Genomic DNA, 17,299 nt, shown 5'->3' with positions numbered 1-17,299 from the left:
GGTCCCTAGATCTTGATGTCCGTTTTTATGGTTGTGTCGTCACCGGTCATAGACCGGGCGGCCTTACGCTCGAGCTCGTCGACCAGGGAGGTCGAAAGCCTGGTCTGCTGGTCGATCTCGGCTTTCTCCGGTCCGCCCCCAACGGACCCGACCGGCACCTTGTGTTTGCCGTCCAGATAATGGTCGGCAAGCATCGATCTCGCGATGCCGATCCCGCCATGCGCGGCCATGACATCGGCTACCTTTTCGGCAAGCTGCGATTTCCACATGTCGCCGGCCAGACCCTTGCCGTAAACGCCCTCGGTGTCCTTAGGCATCATGTTCTGGATGAAAGTGGTCAGCACCATTGCCTCGAAGCGCTGGAACTTTTTAGCCGGATTTGCCGCCTCGGCCTTGTCGGCAGCGGCGCGCGAGAGCACCGAGCCCGCCTCGACCGAGGCAGTCTGGTCGATCGAGAAGGTCTCCCCGGCACCGCCGGCCCGCCTCGCGAGTGCTGCCCGCGCGGCCTCGACGTCGGCCGGCTCCGCCGCACGGGCGACGTCCATCACGATGTCGCTGGGAGGTGAAATCGCCAAGAAAGCACTGCCTTTTGCCGGTTATGTCCGTTGCACAATGACGCAACAAGCTTGTGGCAGGCTTGCGGGGGCGGCGAGGTGCAGTGCAGCGCTCAAATCTTATTTTAGCAGGTATTAATATTTTAACGGCGTTTGCCCTGCCGCCGGCGCAATTCGGGGTTTGAAAACGACTAATTAACCCCGCCCCCTCATCCTCGAGACCACGCCTTGGAGACGTTGATCGTGAAAAGCGATGTCGTGCTGATCGCATTTCTGCTGTCGGTTGCTTGGCCATTTGCCGCCCAGGCCGGAACGGCGATGCAAACCAAAGGCAAGGCGTTCCCACCGCCGGCCTTCTATTCGTTCTGCAGCCGCCAACCCAGCCTCTGCAGCACGGCCGGCGGAACAAAGGTCGTCGCCCTGCGGCCTCAGCTCAGCGCGCAATTGAACGAGATCAACCTTTCGGTCAATTCACGCATTACCGAGGTCAGTGATCGAGCCGTTGTCGGCAAGAACGACGACTGGCGCGTGCCGACCGTGTCCGGCGATTGCGAGGATATCGCGATACTGAAGAAGCTCGAACTGATGAAGCGCGGCTGGCCGGCCTCGGCGCTGCTGTTGACCGTGGCAAGCTATCACGGCGAGGGACACACGGTGCTGACGGTGCGCACCAACGAGGGCGACCTGGTGCTCGACAACCTCACCAGCGCGGTCCGTGATTGGTCCAGCACGCCCTACAACTATTTCGCCCGGCAGGTGCAGGGCAATGGCAGGCGCTGGGAGCGGATCGGGGCGGCCAAGTCGGTCGGCACGACGGCGACCGGCATCTGACAGCCTCGTTCGCCGCGCGCCGGATCCACCGCTCTATCTCCTTGGTTTGACGCAAGTCCGGATGGGAGGCCACGGCGACGTCGCCGAGCCCAACCGTTTCATGCTTTTCCTGATTGCCCTAGTCATGTCCCCGCTTCTGGGCAATGAGGTCCAGCCGCTCGCGGTCTGAGCGTTCGCGCTCGTCGCGGCGGCGAGCGTCCCTATAGGCGCGCTCGACCATGTTGGTCCGCGCGGTCGCGGCGGCGATCAACGTCGCCTCCTCCCGGGCGCTTTCAAGATTCTGTTTTTGTTGGCCGAGCGCGTTCGCAATCCGGCGATGGTAAAGTTCCGGGAACAGGCCGGCCAGCGAGCTGTCAGCGTCGAAATGCCCGATGAGTTCCTTTGCTTCCGATTCGGCCGCCGCGGCCGCGGAGAGGAAGCTGGCATGACGGCTTTCGTGCACCGCCTTCAACTGCTCCTGCACCTTGACCAACTTCTTCAGTCTGTCCTTGCGCGAGGCCATCGCGGCTACCTCGCTAGCGTCAGGTCGACAAAGCCGTCGACGAACAACGACAGCAAGGTGCCGATGGCAAAGTAGAAGATGATCAGCCCGCCGGCGATGACGAAGGGCAGCGAGATGAAATACACCGGGATCTGCGGCGTCAGCTTGTTGACGAAGCCGATCGTCAAATTGACCAGAATGGCGTAGGCGACGAAGGGACTGCCGAGCCGGATGACCAGGAAGAAGGCGTCCGACACCGTGTCGGTGACGTCGACCAGCGCCGCCTGCGGGTTGAAGAATACATTGACCGGAGCAACCGTGTAGGAGGCGACCAGCGCGCGCACGATCTCGTGGTCGAAGTCGAAGACGAAAAGCAGGAGCAGCGCCGAGAACGAGATGATGGCGGCGAGCGCAGCCTGCGGCTCCGGCTCCTCGATCGCCGGGCCGCCTGAGCCGCCATAGCCGATCATCATGGCGATGGCCGAGCCCATGAAGCGCAGCGCTTCCATATAGAGCCTGGTCATGGCACCGATCAGCCCGCCGACCAGAAGCTCGGAAACGATCATCGGCACCAGAACCTGCGGGCGCGGGTCGATATAGGGATAGATGCGGTCCCAGAGGAAGGCGAGCAGGCCGCCGGTGGCGGCGATCGACACGAACAGCCGGACCTGGAGAGGCACGCGGGCGCTCGACAGGCCGGGCATCAGCATGAAACAGGCGCCGATGCGGCAGAAGGCGAGGAAGGCGGCGATGACGACGCCTTGCGAGAGCGCGTTCACGAGATCGTTCCGAGCACCTTGATCTCGACGCCCTTGGCGATCTCGACGTGGCTGAGCACGGGCAGCGTGGTGAACAGCCGCTCGATGATCATGCGCACATAAGGCCGCGCGTCCGGCGCGGTGACCAGCACGAAGCGCTCGCCGGCTTCGAGATGCTTGCGGATCGCCTTGGTGGCGTCCTGGCCGAATTCCTCGAGCTGGCGCGGATCGATGTCGAACTCGCGCACCTCGCCCTTGGCATCGCGCTTGAGGCTCTGGTGAAAGGCGAGGTCCCAGCGGTTGCCGAGGCGCAGCACCTTGAGCATGCCGCCCTCGGAGAGATCGCCGCAGATCTGCTGCGCCATGCGGATGCGGACATGCTCGACGATCTGCTCGGTGCGGCGCACATGCGGCGCGATCTCCGCGATGGCCTCGATGATCAGGTGCAGGTTGCGGATTGAGACACGCTCGGCAAGCAGAAGCTTCAGCACCGCCTGCAGGCCGGGATAGGAGATGTGCGAGGTGCAGATCTCGTCGGCGAGCTTGCGGTACTCGGGGTCCAGCCGCTCGAGCAGCGCCTTCATGTCCTTGTACGACAGAAGCTGCGGCAGGTTGTTGCGGATCACCTCGGAGAGGTGGGTGAGCAGCACCGACATGTTGTCGGCAAAGGTGTAGTTCTCGCGCTTCAGATCTTCGGCGAAGGTTTCCAGCACCGAATAGGCGCGCATGCCGAAAGCCGGCTCGCGGATTTCCTCACCGGGGATGTCGGGCACGCCGCGGGTGCCAAGCAGCACCATGATTTCGCCGACGCGAATCTGGTATTCGGCAACGACGGTGCCGTGGACCTTGATCTGATAGCTCTTCGGCGGGATGGCGAAGTCGTCGGCGACGCGCACCTCCGGCACCACGAACCCATATTGCTGGGCGAATTTCTTGCGCATCTTCGACATGCGGAACACCAGCTCCTGATGTGCGACCAGCAGCCTGGTCGAGAGCTGCTTGCCGATCAGCAGCTCGATCTCGGCAGTCGCAAGCGAGGCCTTGACCGAATTCTTCTCCTCCTCGACCTTGTCGGCCTTCTCCTTGTTCTTCTGCGCTTCGGCTGCCGCCAGCGCGCGGTTGTGGCGCAGCGGGATGACGTAGCCGAGGCCGGCCATGGCGCCGGCAAGGGCAAAGAACGGGAATAGCGGCAGACCGGGCATAAGGCCGAGGATGACGAGCAGCGAGGCCGCGACATAGAGCGCGCGCGGATGCGCGCCGAGCTGGCCGAACACCGCCTGATTGGCGGAGCCCCGCGTGCCGCCCTTGGAGACGAGCATGCCGGCGGCGAGCGAGACGATGAGGGCCGGGATCTGGGTGACGAGGCCGTCGCCGACCGACAGCTTGATGAAGACGTCGGCCGCCTGGCCGAGGCCCATGCCGTGGCGCAGATAGCCGATGGCGATGCCGCCGACGATGTTGATGGCGGTGATGATGAGGCCGGCGATGGCGTCGCCGCGCACGAATTTCGACGCGCCGTCCATCGAGCCGAAGAAGGAGGATTCTTCTTCCAATTCGCGGCGGCGAAGCTGCGCCGTCTTCTCGTCGATCATTCCGGCGGAAAGGTCGGCGTCAATCGACATCTGCTTGCCGGGGATGGCGTCGAGGGTGAAGCGCGCACCGACTTCGGCGATGCGGGTGGCGCCCTTGGTGATGACGATGAAGTTCACCACGATCAGGATCATGAAGACGATGAGGCCGATGACGAAGTCGCTCGACATCACCAGCTTCGAGAAACCCGAGATGACGTAACCGGCGGCATGCGTACCCTCATTGCCATGCGACAGGATCATGCGCGTGGTGGCGATGTTGAGCGAGAGCCTCAGCATCGTGGCGATGAGCAGCACGGTCGGGAAGGAGGAGAAATCCAGCGGCCGCTGGATCCAGAGCGCCACCATCAGGATCAGCACCGAGAGCGCGATCGAGAAGGCAAGGCCGATATCGATGAGAAAGGCCGGGATCGGCAGGAACAGCACCGCCAGGATGACGACGATGCCGAGCGCGAAGAAAACGTCGCGGCCGTTCTTGGCCACCAGGCCGGACGGGATTGTTTCGCTGATCGCCATATCGTCCTCGAATCCAGACTTGCCCAGTGCAAAGGCAGGCTCCCGACCGTTAACCGGTCAAGCTTGCGCGAAGGTGGGAGAGGGGCTACGGGATTTGAGCCGGCTGGCGAAAGGAAAGGCGCATGCTCCTCATCATCGGCACGATTCGGCTGCCACCCGACAGGCTCGATCAGGCAAGGCCGGCGATGGGACGAATGATTTCAGCGAGTCGCGCCGAAGCCGGCTGCCTCGCATATTCCTATGCGCAGGATGTTCTCGATCCCGGCCTGATCCATGTCTCGGAAGCCTGGCGGGATCGTGCGGCGCTCGAGGCGCATTTCAAGTCAGCGCATATAGCCGAATGGCGCGCGAGCTGGGCGGAACTCGGCATTGGGGATCGGAAGCTGGCGCTCTATGAAGCGGGCGAGGGTACTGCGATCTAACCGGCCGTGTCCGCGATCGAGACGGCGACCAGCCAGCGCCGGACGGCGCGCTCTTCGTTGGCCGAAAGTGCGGCGGTCAGCTCGCGTTCAAGCCGCTGCACCCGCTCGCGACATTTCTTCAGCAAGGCACGGCCGCTGTCGCTAAGGTCAAGGTGCTGGATGCGCCCGTGCACCGCATGCGGCTTGCGGACCACGGAACCGGCCTTTTCCAGATTGCCGACGATCACGCTCACCGTCTGCGGCGTCAGCACCGCGAGCCGGGCGAGGTCGGCATTGGAGATGCCTGGATAGGCCGACAGCATGGTCAGCGTCGCGAATTGCGGCTGCGTGACGCCGAACTCATCCAGCGCCTGCTCGACCCGCAGCCTGTAGGCGCCGGCGGCCTGGCGCAGCAGGTAGCCGAGATAACCTTCCTCGCCGCGCTTGCCTTTGCCAGGGGCCGGAATTTCCGGTTTCTGCTTGCGCACGATGTAAGAGCTCTTATATGTTGTTCGAACTCTGATATTATCGCAAGATGGAATGGAAGACGATGGGCTATCGCATCTTTCTTGCTGGTGGTTCCGGCGCGATCGGCCGCCGCCTGATCCCGCAACTGGTCGCTGCCGGCCATCAGGTAGCTGCGACAACGCGCCGGGCCGAGAAGGCCGAGGAGCTCCGCGCGATCGGGGCCAGCCCGGTGGTGATCGATGTGTTCGATGCCGGCGACCTGCTTGCGGCGGTCGCCGAGGTGAAGCCGGAGGTCGTGATCCATCAGCTTACCGATCTGCCGGCCGGACTCGATCCCAACAAGATGGGCGAGGCCATCATCGGAAACGCGCGCGTCCGCGACGAGGGGACCCGCAATCTGGTCGAGGCCGCGGCGTCGGCCGGCGCCCGTCGCCTGATCGCGCAGAGCATCGCCTGGGCCTATGCGCCCGGACCCGAGCCGCATGCCGAAACCGATCCGCTCGACAGCGGCGCCGAAGGCGGCCGCGGCATCAGCGTCGGCGGCGTGATCGCGCTCGAACGCCAGGTTCTCGAGGAGCCCATGACGGGCATCGTGCTGCGCTATGGGCATCTCTACGGGCCTGGTACCGGAGCCGACGCTGCCGCCGACCCGGCGCTGCATGTCGATGCCGCCGCTTATGCAGTGCTGCTTGCCGTCGAGCGCGGTGCGCCGGGCGCCTTCAACATCGCCGAGCCGAACGGCCATGTCGCGACCGACAAGGCGGTCAGCGAACTCGGCTGGCGGCCCGACTTCCGTCTGGCTGTGTGAGGCAGACGGAGGAATTGCCGCCAAAGGACAGACCTGGTTCGAGCCGCCGGGCACGGTGCATCGTTCGCGGAGAAGGCGAGCGCAATGGAGCCGGCGGAGCTGCTGGCGACCTTCGTCGCGAGGGACGATTGCGGGCCGCTGACCATCTTCGATCAATGACATTTTCCCGTTCTCGCAGCGAGGGTAGCCGGCCCAACCGTCGCTAATCGACGCAACGCCAAAATGGCGCCACAAGGGGTCGGCATTGCGGTTGCCACTCCATGCCGTCGGGCGTATCAGGCGCGGCAGCATCCATCCTCCGCATACCGGCGAGCCGCTCCGTTGCCTGCCATAAACGAACCGCAAGTCTACGCCCGCCGGCTTCGGGCGGTGCTGATCAATTCCATCCCCGTGCTCGAGGCGCGCGGCATCGTCATTGTGCTGATGGCGGGGATGGTCGGCATGATCGCGGGCGCCCTGGTCACCGGCATGAGCGCGCTGGTGCAAGCCATGCACTTCCTGCTCTTTGACGTGCAGCCGGGCGGGCGTCTTTCGGCGATGTTTTCGCTGGCCAGCCCGGTGCAGGCGATGTTTCCGGCGATCGGAGGACTGCTGCTCGGCCTTTCGGTGATCTGGCTGAGAAGACGGAAGTTCAGAACGCCTGTCGACCCGATCGAAGCCAACGCGCTCTACGGTGGGCGCATGTCGCTCACCGATACGTTCATCATTGTCGGCCAGACCATGATCTCCAGCGGCTTCGGCGCCTCGGTCGGTCTGGAAGCCGGTTATACGCAGGTTGGTTCCGGCATCGCCTCGCGGCTGGCGCGCGCCTTCCGGCTGCGCCGCAACGACGTGCGCATCCTGGTCGGCTGCGGCGCCGCCGGCGCGATCGCTGCCGCCTTCGACGCGCCGTTGACGGGTGCCTTCTACGGCTTCGAACTGGTCATCGGAATCTACTCGGTGGCCAATGTGGCGCCGGTCATGACGGCGGCGATCGCCGCCTCGCTGACGGCTGAGATGTTCGGCGGCGTGCCGTTTCCACTGGAACTTTCCGGCCTGCCGACGCTGACCGCCAGCCAGTATGTGCCGTTCCTGCTGCTGGGACTGCTCGGCGGGGCTGCGTCCATCGCGATCATGCATCTGGTGAGCCTTATCGAGCGCGTCTTTGTGCGGCTGGCGATCGACGCTTCCGCCAGACCTTTCATCGGCGGCATCGTTGTCGGGCTGCTCGGGCTGGTCACGCCGCAGGTGCTGTCCAGCGGACACGGCGCGCTGCACCGCGAGTTCGCCATGAACTACGCGCTTCCCGTGGTGGCTAGCGTCTTCGTGCTGAAGCTTGCTGCCTCGGCGATCTCGCTCGGCTCCGGTTTCCGCGGCGGTCTGTTCTTCGCCTCGCTGTTCCTGGGGGCGCTGCTCGGCAAGGTCTTTGCCGGCGTCATGGCGATGGCCGCGCCCTCAACCGCGCTCGATCCGGCGGTCGCCGCTGTCGTCGGCATGACCTCGCTTGCCGTAGGTGTCGTCGGCGGCCCGCTGACCATGACTTTCCTCGCGCTGGAATCGACGCGGGACCTGACGCTCACCGGCGTGGTGCTGGCAGCGTCGATCATGTCGGCCATCCTGGTCCGCGAGACCTTCGGCTACTCCTTCTCGACCTGGCGCTTCCATCTGCGCGGCGAGACGATCCGCAGCGCCCACGACGTTGGCTGGATGCGCAGCCTCAATGTCGGGTCGATGATGCGCAAGGACGTCCGCACTATCGATGCTTCGATTACCTTGGCCGAGTTCCGCAAGGAGATCCCGCTCGGCTCGGCGCAGCGCGTCATCGCCGTCGAAGGGGGCCGGCACTATGTCGGCGTGCTGCTCGTGGCCGAACTGCACAGCGACCTCTCAGACGGCGAGACTCCGGTGCAGGCGCTCGCGCAGTTCAAGGATGCGGTGCTGGTGCCGTCGATGAACGTCCAGTCCGCCGCCGAGACCTTTCAGCGCGCCGGCGCTGAAGAGCTAGCGGTCGTTGAGGATTTCGACGACCGCATCGTGCTTGGCCTGCTCACTGAAAGCCATCTGATGCGGCGCTACGCCGAGGAGCTGGACAAGGCGCGGAGGGATCTTTCCGGCGAGGGCTGAGCCCTGATTTAATCGGCGGTCTTGCGGCCCTGCTTGGCGACTTTCCGCAGCATGGATGGGCCCAAGCGAAGAGACTCGGCTCGAGTTTTTCCATCTGTTTTGGCGCCACCCTGCCTTGCGACGAGATAGTTGGTCATCAACCTTGCCTCAACAGGCTCCGACATAAAGAACCCTTGTGCGCCGTGACAGTGTTCGTGGATCAGGAAGTCGAGTTGGGCTTCGTTCTCCACCCCTTCCGCAACAACGGTCAGGCCTAGCGAATTGGCCAGCGCGATGATGCCTCGGACCACGTTCTGTTTCTTCGTGGAGGAAGCCAGATCGCTGAGGAACGAGCGATCGATCTTTAATTGGTTCAAGTCGAAATCGGCAAGGTATCCGAAGCTCGCATAACCTGACCCAAAATCGTCGAGTGCCAGGCTCACTCCGAGGTTTCTAATCTTGCCGATACTCTCCAGGGCATTGCGGCTGTTCTGGATGAATATCCCTTCAGTGATCTCCAACTGCAGACGCGATGGAAGCAACCCCGTTTGCCGCAGCGTCTCGGTGAGATGCGTCAGATAGGCATCGGTCTGGAGGCTTCTTCCGGAGACGTTGACCGAGCAGATGAACTCTTCGGTGGAAATAGGCATCCATCGGGCGGCTTGCTCGCAAGCCTTGCCCAGAACCATCTTGTCGAGTTCCAGTATCAGCTCACTTCGTTCCGCGATCGGAATGAACGATGCCGGCGCACGAACCGCTCCCGAGACCGGGTCGTGCCAGCGGACCAGCGCCTCGGCCCCGATCATGCGGCCGGTCGCCAGCTCGAACTGGGATTGCCAGACCAGGAAGAACTCGTCGCAATTGAGGGCCCGCTTGATGGCCGCTTCTTCACCGAGCTGCATGTCGATCTGACTGAGGATCGCGGGCGAAAACGTCACGAAACCGGACCGCCCTTCGGCCTTTGCCGTGTAGAGAGCGCTATCGGCACTGTGCAGCAACGTGGAAATGTCGGAACCGTGCTGAGGGAAACATGCCATGCCGATGCTGGCGCCAATGCGCACCTGATGGCCCTCCAACTCTGCGAACCTGTTCAGCCGTTCGCGCAGACGTTGCCCCAAATCGTCATGATCATTCCGATCGGCAATAGCCATGATGGCGAATTCGTCTCCGCCCAATCGCACGGCGGCTACGTCGCCGGGCCGCTCGACCGACTGAAGGACCTCGGCAACCGCCTTCAGCAGCAGATCGCCGACGTGATGGCCGAAGGTGTCGTTCACGCTCTTGAAATGGTCGAGATCGATCAGGAGCAGCTGAAGCTGCCTACCGGTCTCCCTCGCCCGGTCCAGCATGGCGTCCCTGTTGGCTGCCATCCAGGCACGATTCTTCAGTCCGGTGGTCGCGTCGCGCCAGGCGAGAAATTCCAGCTTCTTTATCGTTTCCCGGCGCCCGATGAACAGAACCGCCGTCCCGATTGCCAGCAGCGACAGGATCGTCAGAGCAAAGGCTATCTGATAGTTGAACCGATTCAGGCTGACTTCCGACGCATAGAGATCGGCGTTAACGCCCTCGCCGTATTTGTAGTACTCGTCGTTCATCCGGCCGACGATCTGCTCCAGTTCCAGACCCAGTTCCTTCAAGCGCTGCTGATCGAACGGGAGCCCCGCCGCGATCACGGCGTCGAGCCGCGTTACCGCGTCGTTCACGCGCGGCACGATGCCTGCATATGCGGGAATTGCGCTGATCGTTTCGCCGCCGTCGACCCGCTTGAAGCGGATGTAAACCAGGTCGTTTGCAGCGGCCAGATGATCTAGGCTCGCCTGAGAGTTGGGCGCGACCTCAGCAAGCGAGATCATATCCCTCAGGTGGGTCACGTCGCGTATGGCAATATGGAATTCGCGGATGGCGAAGAACCCGAACCGGGGCAGCGAAGACTCGATCTTGCTGATACTGACAAACAGCATGACGATGAGGATCGCGGAACCGACCGCCGCCAGCCCTATGGCACTGCCATAGGTAAGCGGAATGCGCCAGCCTCTCAGTCGAGATCCCACCATGGAGGCCTACCAGCCGGTCAGTTGTCGGACTCGATCGTCTTGATCAGCCAAATCCATCTCGGTTTGCGGATCGGCGTCTCGAAGGCGGGGAAATCCTTGAGAGGATAGACCAAGCGGGTCGGACCTTGTGTTCGTCGGGTGAGCAACTCCCCGTCCTGGCGCGTCGCAAGAAGCAGAGGACCTTCCGTCCAATCCTCGTGCGGAATCACCTGCACGTAATCGTCCGCGGCCCTTAGAGTGACGGAATCCCTATCTGCCAATCCCAGGGACTTAAGCACGTCTCGGAACAGGACGCCTTCAAACGTCAATTGCCCTTGCTCGAAAGGACTTGTGGTGATGACTTTGTAGAGGCCGAGCTTTTCCAACTGCCTCAGTGTGACCGGGATCTGCTTGCCGTCCTTCTGAACGGTGAAAGCTACGGAGTCCGGCGGCTCCGGATAGCTGGCCGGTTCCAACGCCCGTGCAGTCAGAGTGCCGATCGCCAAGACAGCCAGCATCAGCAGGCTGCGCACGAGCATCAACGGTCCTTTTCTTAGCCAGGATGACATATCGCAATCCCTTCCCGCTCAGCAGATCGACAATGGTCCTTGCTGTACGACATCTTGCCGGCCGACATTCGATACTGCCGTTGAATGCTTAATTTTTTGATCGGCTTCCGTTCCCCGCCATGGGACCGTGGAAATGGCATCCGCCCCCTATTGCCAGCTGTACAGTGGTACTGTACAAGGTGTTAAGTGGAGGAAAACGGGATGCGCGAGGCTTCGGAGGACGGCCAGGCTCCGGCGGCGATCGGTGCCGGCACGGCTGCAGCTCATGCGCAGCAGGTGCTGGGCGTGCGGCTCAAGGCCCTGCGCCTCGCTCGCCGTCTATCATTGCGTGACCTCGCGGAAGCGACCGGAACGAGCGCCAGCTTCATCAGCCAGCTTGAACGCGGGCTGACCGGCGCCAGTACTGCCTCGCTCAACCAGATGGCTTCGGCGTTGGGCGTGAGCGTCGCGATGCTGTTCGAGGAAAGCGCGACACAGAACCATGGCGTGCTCCGGCGCAGCGAGCGGCCAAGTCTTCCGCCCAGCAACGGCTGCCGTAAGATGCTGCTTTCCCGCCCGCCGCTGAGCGACATGGAGGTCTATGTCGGCGAGTTCGATATCGGCGGCTCGACCGGCTCCGCGCTTTACACGCATGGCGACGCGCAGGAGATGCTGATCGTCCTTCGCGGTGTCGTCGAGGTCTCTCTTGGCGACGCCCGCCACGTCCTCGAAGAAGGCGACAGCATCGAATACGCGACATCGACACCACATCGCAGCGAGAACATCGGCAGTGGTCGGGCCGAGGTGATGTGGATCATCGCACCGCCGACCTCGGCACGCGCCGAGCTCGATCAATACAAGCCCTGGAAACCGCTCGCGGCCAGGTAGTCCGATTAAACGCGGGCATAATAATGGGAGAGTCAGAGTTATGTTGAAGTCGAAACTTGCAGGTCTTGGCGCCGTGCTGGCGCTCGGAATGCTGACAAGCACCGCCTTCGCACAGGAAAAGCCTGTCGCGGGCGAGGTGAAGGAAGGCTCGCTCAAGGGCAAGACCCTGACCTTCGTCTCCTATGGCGGCATCTATCAGGATGGCCAGGTGGCGGCGCTGAAGGAGTTCGTCGAGAAGTCCGGCGTCAAGCTGCTCAATGACGGGCCGACCGAGATCGCCAAGCTGCAGGCCCAGGTCGAATCCGGCAACGTCACCTGGGACGTGGTCGATACCGGCGATCTGCCGCCTTACGTCCATTGCGGAAAGCTGTTCCAGAAGCTCGATCTCTCGAAGCTCGACGTCTCGAAGATACCCGAAGGACAGGTCGGCGAGTGCTCGGTTCCGGCGATGAACTACGGCGTCGTGCTGATGTACAATAAGGAGAAGTACAAAGATAACCCGCCCAAGAACTGGGCTGACTTCTTCGACACCGAAAAGTTCCCCGGCGTGCGCGCCCTAGACGGATCCGGCGATCCGACCGGTGGCCTGCTCGAACAGGCCTTCAAGGTGGCGGGCGGCGATCCGAAGGCGATGACCGCTGCCGATATCGACAAGGCCCTCGACGTGATTCGCAAGCTCGGCCCGGACACGATCTACTGGAAGACGGGCGCTGAATCGCAGCAGCTCGCGGAGTCCGGTGAAGCCGACATGCTGATGATGTGGACCGGCCGCGCCATGACGGCGGTCAAGAATGGTGCCAAATACGCGCCCGCCTGGCAGGACTGGCTGGTGGTGATGGACCAGATGACGATCCCCGTCGGCGTCAAGGATACGGATGCCGCCTATGCGCTGCTGAATGCCTACCTCGGCAAGCAGGCGCAGGAGATTCTCACGCAGCAGACCTCCTACACGCCGATCAACAACGATGCGAAGCCGAAGGTTGACGAGTCGGTCGCAGCTTTCCTGACCAACACGCCCGAGCGCCAGAAGCAAGGCTACAAGCAGAACATCAAGTTCTGGGTCGAGAACTTCCCGGTCGCGCAGGAGAAGTGGTCCGCGCTGATGGCCGGCAACTGAGCTGACGGAGGCAAGATCCGTGAGCGCGCTCGAACCGACGATCCAGACTGCCGAAAAGCGGGCAGGATGGGCCTGGCGACCGTTCGCGCTCACGCTGCCGGCCATGATCCTGCTCGCCGCGGTGATCGGCTATCCGCTGCTCACCATCGTGCTGCGCAGCCTCTCGGAGCCGGAATGGGGCGTGCAGAACTATGCCTGGTTCTTCGGCGCGCCCGTCAATCTCGCGGTGCTCCAGCGCACCTTCACCATCTCGGCATGGGTCACTCTGGTCTGCGTGGTTTGCGCTTATCCTTATGCTTACCTCATGACCGCGGTCGGTCCGCGCGTGCGGCTCGTCCTGGTGCTTTGCGTACTCATCCCCTTCTGGGTGAGCGGCGTGGTGCGCACACTCTCCTGGGTGATCCTGCTGCAGGATTCCGGCGTCATCAACTCGTTGCTGAGATCAGCCGGCTTCGCGGGCATCCGGCTGATCCGCACCCAGACGGGCGTGGTGATCGGCATGGCGCAGGTGCTTTTGCCCTTCATGATCCTGCCGCTTTATTCGGTGATGAAAGGCATCGACCTCAGGCTGGTGCAGGCGGCGCGCAGCCTTGGCGCCCGGCCGTCCCGCGCTTTCTTCACAGTCTACCTGCCGCTGTCGCTGCCGGGCGTCTATGCCGGCGCGATCATCGTCTTCATCCTGGCGCTGGGCTTCTACATCACGCCGGCACTGCTCGGCGGGCCGCGCTCGACGATGCTGTCGACACTGGTGCAGACCCAGGTGCTCAGCCTGCTGCAATGGGGACGCGGCGGCGCGATGGGCGTGGTGCTGCTGGTCACGACTTTCCTGTTGCTGGCGCTTGCAGCGCCGGTGATGCAGTCGCGGCACCGGGAAGCGGGGCGGCGCTGATGGAAATGAAGCCGCTCACCCGTGTCGTTCTCGGCCTTGTCTGCCTGCTGGTGGCGGTCTGGCTGGTGGCACCGACGCTGGTCGTCGTGCCGATGTCGTTCAACGGCAACAAGTCGCTCTCCTTCCCACCGCAAGGCTTCTCCTGGCAGTGGTACGAGAATTTCGTCACGAATCCAGAATGGTCGACCAGCTTCCTCAATTCCCTGAAGGTCGCCTCGATCGTGGCGGTGCTGGCAACGGTGCTCGGCACGCTGGCCGCCTTCGGCCTCGACCGTATGAAGGCGCGGCCTGCCAATCTGCTGCGGATGCTGATGCTGACGCCGATGGTTGTGCCGGGCGTGGTGCTGGCCATCGGCATCTATGCCGTCTATCTCGATGCGCGACTCGTCGGCACGCTGCCCGGCTTCGTGCTCGCCCACACCATCCTGGCGCTGCCCTTCGTGCTGATCGCCGTGTCGGCCAATCTCGAAGTGTTCGACCGGCGCCTGGAGACGGCTGCTGCGAGCCTCGGCGCTGGCGCGCTCACCACGTTCCGGACGGTGACGCTGCCGCTGATCCTGCCCGGCATCCTGTCGGGCCTGCTGTTCGCCTTCGCGACGTCCTTCGACGAGATCATCGTCTCGCTGTTCATCACCAACCCCTATCTCAAGACGCTCCCGGTGCAGATCTTCTCCTCGATCACGCGCGACGCCGACCCGACCGTCGCGGCAGTCGGCACGATCCTTTTGTGCGCCACGACGATCCTGGTCGGCGGCGGCATGCTTCTTCTTGGCCGCGAGCGGAAGGGACGCCTATGAACCCAAGACCGGACAATCGCGGCGCGGCGATCGACCTCGAATCCGTCACCAAGGCCTATGGCGCGTTCAAGGCGCTGGACGGCGTGTCGCTCAGGATCGAGCCCGGCGAGTTCATGACGCTGCTTGGGCCGAGCGGCTCCGGCAAGACGACGACGCTCAATGTGATCGCCGGTTTCACGGATGTGTCGAGCGGCAAGCTGCTGGTCGGAGGACAAAGCGTCGTCGGCGTGCCGGCGCACAAGCGCAACATCGGCGTCGTCTTTCAGCACTACGCATTGTTCCCGCATATGACGGTTGGCCGCAACGTCGCCTATCCGCTGACGCTGCGCGGCGTTGGGCAGGACGATCGGAAGCGTCGCGTGGCCAAGGCGCTCGACATGGTCAAGATGGGCGACTTCGCGCATCGCTATCCGAGCGAATTGTCGGGCGGCCAGCAGCAGCGCGTGGCGCTGGCGCGGGCCATCGTCTTCGACCCGCCGCTGCTCCTCATGGACGAGCCGCTCGGCGCGCTCGACAAGAAGCTGCGCGAATGGCTGCAGCTCGAGATCAAGCGCATCCATCGCGAGCTCGGCACCACCTTCGTCTATGTCACGCACGACCAGGAGGAGGCGCTGGTGCTGTCGGACCGCATCGCCGTGTTCAACCGTGGCCGGATCGAGCAGGTGGGCACCGGACGGCAGCTCTATGACGAGCCGGCAACGCTGTTCGTCGGCCGCTTCATCGGCGACTCCACGGTGCTGCGCGGCGAAGCCAGAAGTGACGGCACCGGCACTGCGCTGACCATTGCCGGCGAGACGGTCGCCGCGCCGCGACGGCTTGCCGGAGAAGCCAGCCCGGTGATGCTGCTGCGGCCCGAGAAACTTGCCATTCGCCGGCCGGGGCAAGCCGACGGCAAGAACCGCCTGGCGGGAACGATCGCCGAGGCGATCTATCTTGGCTCGGGATCGAAATACGAAGTGAAGCTCGGCGACGGCTCGACCGCGATCGTGCGGTCGCCGCTGACGGGCGAGAATTTCGCCCTCGGCGAGAACGTGGAACTCTGCTTTGACGGCGCCGACGCCAAGCTTCTGCCCGACGACAGCACGGCAGACACGACGCTCACCTGATCCCTCTCTCCGGTCTCCTGGAAGCCATCCCATGCAAGTCAAGCGCAACGGCGACATCTCGTTCTGGTATGCGGATCTGGGCGCGGTCCCAAGCCCGCGTCCGCCCTTGCCCGGCGACATCGAAGCCGATGTTGCGATCGTCGGCGCCGGCTACACCGGGCTCTGGACCGCCTATTATCTGAAGAAGGCGAAGCCCTCGCTTCGCATAGTCCTGCTCGAACGCGAATTCGCCGGCTTCGGTGCCTCGGGGCGCAATGGCGGCTGGCTTTCGGGCGGCTTCGGCTGGTCGCGCGAAAAATATCTAAAGACCTCGACCCGGCAAGCTGTCAGCGCCATGCAGGCAGCGATGGCGGGCTGTGTCGACGAGGTGATCCGGGTGGCGACGGCCGAAGACATCGACGCCGACATCCGCCGTGCCGACAATCTGACGGTCGCCACCAATGCCGCACAGCTCCAACGTGTGCGCGAGGCGTGCGAGACGATCCGCTCCTGGGACGCCGACCCCGAGCGCATCGAATTGCTCGACGCTGCAGCCACACGCGCGCGCATCAATATCGCGAATGTCATGGGCAGCTTCGTCATCCACGGCCAGGCGCGGGTGCAGCCGGCCAAGCTGGTGCGCGGGCTGGCGGAAGCGGTCGAGCGGCTCGGCGTGCCGATCTACGAAAAGACGACCGTGACGTCGATCGCCAAGGGCAGGGTGGCCACCGATCGTGGCACGGTGCGGGCGGAAACGATAATTCGCGCGACGGAGGGGTTCACGGCCGGCATTCCCGGGGAAGAGCGGACATGGCTGGCGCTCAACAGCGCGCAGATCGTGACCGAGCCGCTGCCACAAGAACTCTGGCGCGAGATCGGCTGGGACGGGCATGAGCTCCTCGGCAATGCGGCGCACGCCTATTGCTATGCCCAGCGCACGCGCGAGGGCCGTATCACCATGGGCGGACGCGGCGTGCCCTACCGCTATGGCTCGCGCACCGACGTCAACGGTCGGACGCAGCAGGCGACGATCGACCAGCTGCACACGATCCTGACGACGCTGTTGCCGCAGACGGCCGGGTGCCGCATCGACCACGCCTGGTGCGGCGTGCTCGGCGTGCCGCGCGACTGGTGCACGACGGTCGGCCTCGACCCCAGGACGCGCATCGGCTGGGCCGGCGGTTATGTCGGGCTGGGCGTGTCGAGCTCAAACCTTTCGGGGCGCACGCTTGCCGATCTGATCCTCGGCAATGACACGGATCTTACGCGACTGCCCTGGGTCAACCGCAAGGTCAGACCCTGGGAGCCGGAACCGTTCCGCTGGCTCGGCGTCCACTCGATGTACCAGCTCTACCGCATCGCCGACCAACGCGAGGCCGCCGGGCTCAATTACACTTCGAAATTGGCCGCCCTGGCCGACAGCATCACAGGCCACTGAGACGGTTCGGCGTTCG

The 17,299-nt window shown here is 63.7% G+C and carries 17 protein-coding genes; 10 read left to right on the top strand and 7 right to left on the bottom strand.

The annotated features are described in order from the left end of the window. Positions 1–5: 5 nt before the first annotated feature. Positions 6–575 (bottom strand): rod-binding protein, encoded by a 570-nt coding sequence (locus P9228_RS13320; protein ID WP_245460687.1) that lies wholly within the window; start codon positions 573–575, stop codon positions 6–8. Positions 576–791: 216 nt separating this feature from the next. Here P9228_RS13320 and P9228_RS13315 point away from each other — a divergent pair, with 216 nt between their 5' ends. Continuing rightward, positions 792–1,385: a transglutaminase-like cysteine peptidase gene (locus tag P9228_RS13315; RefSeq protein ID WP_278054075.1), complete on the top strand. Its 594-nt coding sequence runs from the start codon at positions 792–794 to the stop codon at positions 1,383–1,385. A 118-nt stretch (positions 1,386–1,503) separates the two neighbouring features. On the opposite strand, the gene P9228_RS13310 is transcribed toward P9228_RS13315, so the two are convergent. Genes P9228_RS13310 through flhA form a run of 3 tightly spaced genes read right to left on the bottom strand, consistent with a single transcriptional unit; the run spans position 1,504 to position 4,729 of the window. Beyond that, positions 1,504–1,887: a hypothetical protein gene (locus tag P9228_RS13310; RefSeq protein ID WP_127246068.1), complete on the bottom strand. Its 384-nt coding sequence runs from the start codon at positions 1,885–1,887 to the stop codon at positions 1,504–1,506. A 5-nt stretch (positions 1,888–1,892) separates the two neighbouring features. Next, positions 1,893–2,645 carry a flagellar biosynthetic protein FliR gene (gene fliR, locus P9228_RS13305; protein ID WP_278053848.1) on the bottom strand — a complete coding sequence of 251 codons (753 nt, stop codon included), beginning with the start codon at positions 2,643–2,645 and terminating at the stop codon, positions 1,893–1,895. After that, positions 2,642–4,729 carry a flagellar biosynthesis protein FlhA gene (gene flhA, locus P9228_RS13300; RefSeq protein ID WP_278053847.1) on the bottom strand — a complete coding sequence of 696 codons (2,088 nt, stop codon included), beginning with the start codon at positions 4,727–4,729 and terminating at the stop codon, positions 2,642–2,644. The genes fliR and flhA overlap by 4 nt, the downstream gene beginning before the upstream one ends. 122 nt (positions 4,730–4,851) lie before the next feature. Between flhA and P9228_RS13295 the strand changes: the two genes are divergently transcribed. Next, positions 4,852–5,151: a putative quinol monooxygenase gene (locus tag P9228_RS13295; RefSeq protein ID WP_278053846.1), complete on the top strand. Its 300-nt coding sequence runs from the start codon at positions 4,852–4,854 to the stop codon at positions 5,149–5,151. Here the strand turns inward: P9228_RS13295 and P9228_RS13290 are convergent. Then, positions 5,148–5,618: a MarR family transcriptional regulator gene (locus P9228_RS13290; protein ID WP_278053845.1), complete on the bottom strand. Its 471-nt coding sequence runs from the start codon at positions 5,616–5,618 to the stop codon at positions 5,148–5,150. The genes P9228_RS13295 and P9228_RS13290 overlap by 4 nt on opposite strands. Positions 5,619–5,665: 47 nt before the next feature. Here P9228_RS13290 and P9228_RS13285 point away from each other — a divergent pair, with 47 nt between their 5' ends. Together P9228_RS13285 and P9228_RS13280 are read left to right on the top strand one after the other, a co-directional pair. After that, a complete protein-coding gene (locus P9228_RS13285; RefSeq protein ID WP_245457016.1) occupies positions 5,666–6,406 on the top strand; it encodes an NAD(P)-dependent oxidoreductase in 741 nt (246 codons plus the stop codon). Positions 6,407–6,727: 321 nt separating this feature from the next. Beyond that, entirely contained in the window at positions 6,728–8,509 is a 1,782-nt protein-coding gene (locus P9228_RS13280) for a chloride channel protein (RefSeq protein WP_278053842.1), read from the top strand. An 8-nt stretch (positions 8,510–8,517) separates the two neighbouring features. On the opposite strand, the gene P9228_RS13275 is transcribed toward P9228_RS13280, so the two are convergent. Together P9228_RS13275 and P9228_RS13270 are read right to left on the bottom strand one after the other, a co-directional pair. Then, the gene (locus P9228_RS13275; RefSeq protein ID WP_127335611.1) at positions 8,518–10,542 is read right to left on the bottom strand and encodes a bifunctional diguanylate cyclase/phosphodiesterase; all 2,025 of its coding nucleotides are present in this window, start codon (positions 10,540–10,542) and stop codon (positions 8,518–8,520) included. A 17-nt stretch (positions 10,543–10,559) separates the two neighbouring features. Further along, a complete protein-coding gene (locus P9228_RS13270) occupies positions 10,560–11,060 on the bottom strand; it encodes a molybdopterin-dependent oxidoreductase (protein ID WP_278053841.1) in 501 nt (166 codons plus the stop codon). Positions 11,061–11,291: 231 nt separating this feature from the next. Between P9228_RS13270 and P9228_RS13265 the strand changes: the two genes are divergently transcribed. Genes P9228_RS13265 through P9228_RS13240 form a run of 6 tightly spaced genes read left to right on the top strand, consistent with a single transcriptional unit; the run spans position 11,292 to position 17,283 of the window. After that, a complete protein-coding gene (locus tag P9228_RS13265) occupies positions 11,292–11,957 on the top strand; it encodes an XRE family transcriptional regulator (RefSeq protein ID WP_095781141.1) in 666 nt (221 codons plus the stop codon). Between the two features lie 40 nt (positions 11,958–11,997). Continuing rightward, entirely contained in the window at positions 11,998–13,074 is a 1,077-nt protein-coding gene (locus P9228_RS13260; RefSeq protein ID WP_278053838.1) for an extracellular solute-binding protein, read from the top strand. A gap of 19 nt (positions 13,075–13,093) precedes the next feature. Beyond that, positions 13,094–13,963 carry an ABC transporter permease gene (locus tag P9228_RS13255; protein WP_278053836.1) on the top strand — a complete coding sequence of 290 codons (870 nt, stop codon included), beginning with the start codon at positions 13,094–13,096 and terminating at the stop codon, positions 13,961–13,963. Then, a complete protein-coding gene (locus tag P9228_RS13250; protein ID WP_278053835.1) occupies positions 13,963–14,760 on the top strand; it encodes an ABC transporter permease in 798 nt (265 codons plus the stop codon). Before P9228_RS13255 ends, P9228_RS13250 begins: the two co-directional genes overlap by 1 nt. Continuing rightward, positions 14,757–15,866 carry an ABC transporter ATP-binding protein gene (locus P9228_RS13245; protein WP_067326027.1) on the top strand — a complete coding sequence of 370 codons (1,110 nt, stop codon included), beginning with the start codon at positions 14,757–14,759 and terminating at the stop codon, positions 15,864–15,866. Before P9228_RS13250 ends, P9228_RS13245 begins: the two co-directional genes overlap by 4 nt. Positions 15,867–15,897: 31 nt before the next feature. Then, positions 15,898–17,283, top strand: a complete 1,386-nt coding sequence (locus tag P9228_RS13240) for an FAD-binding oxidoreductase (RefSeq protein ID WP_067326030.1) — start codon at positions 15,898–15,900, stop codon at positions 17,281–17,283. Positions 17,284–17,299 lie beyond the last annotated feature (16 nt).

Source organism: Mesorhizobium sp. WSM4898, from assembly GCF_029625845.1.
GTDB lineage: Bacteria > Pseudomonadota > Alphaproteobacteria > Rhizobiales > Rhizobiaceae > Mesorhizobium.
Note: the sequence above shows the minus strand (reverse complement) of the source record. Positions and strands in the feature narration are given on the sequence as shown.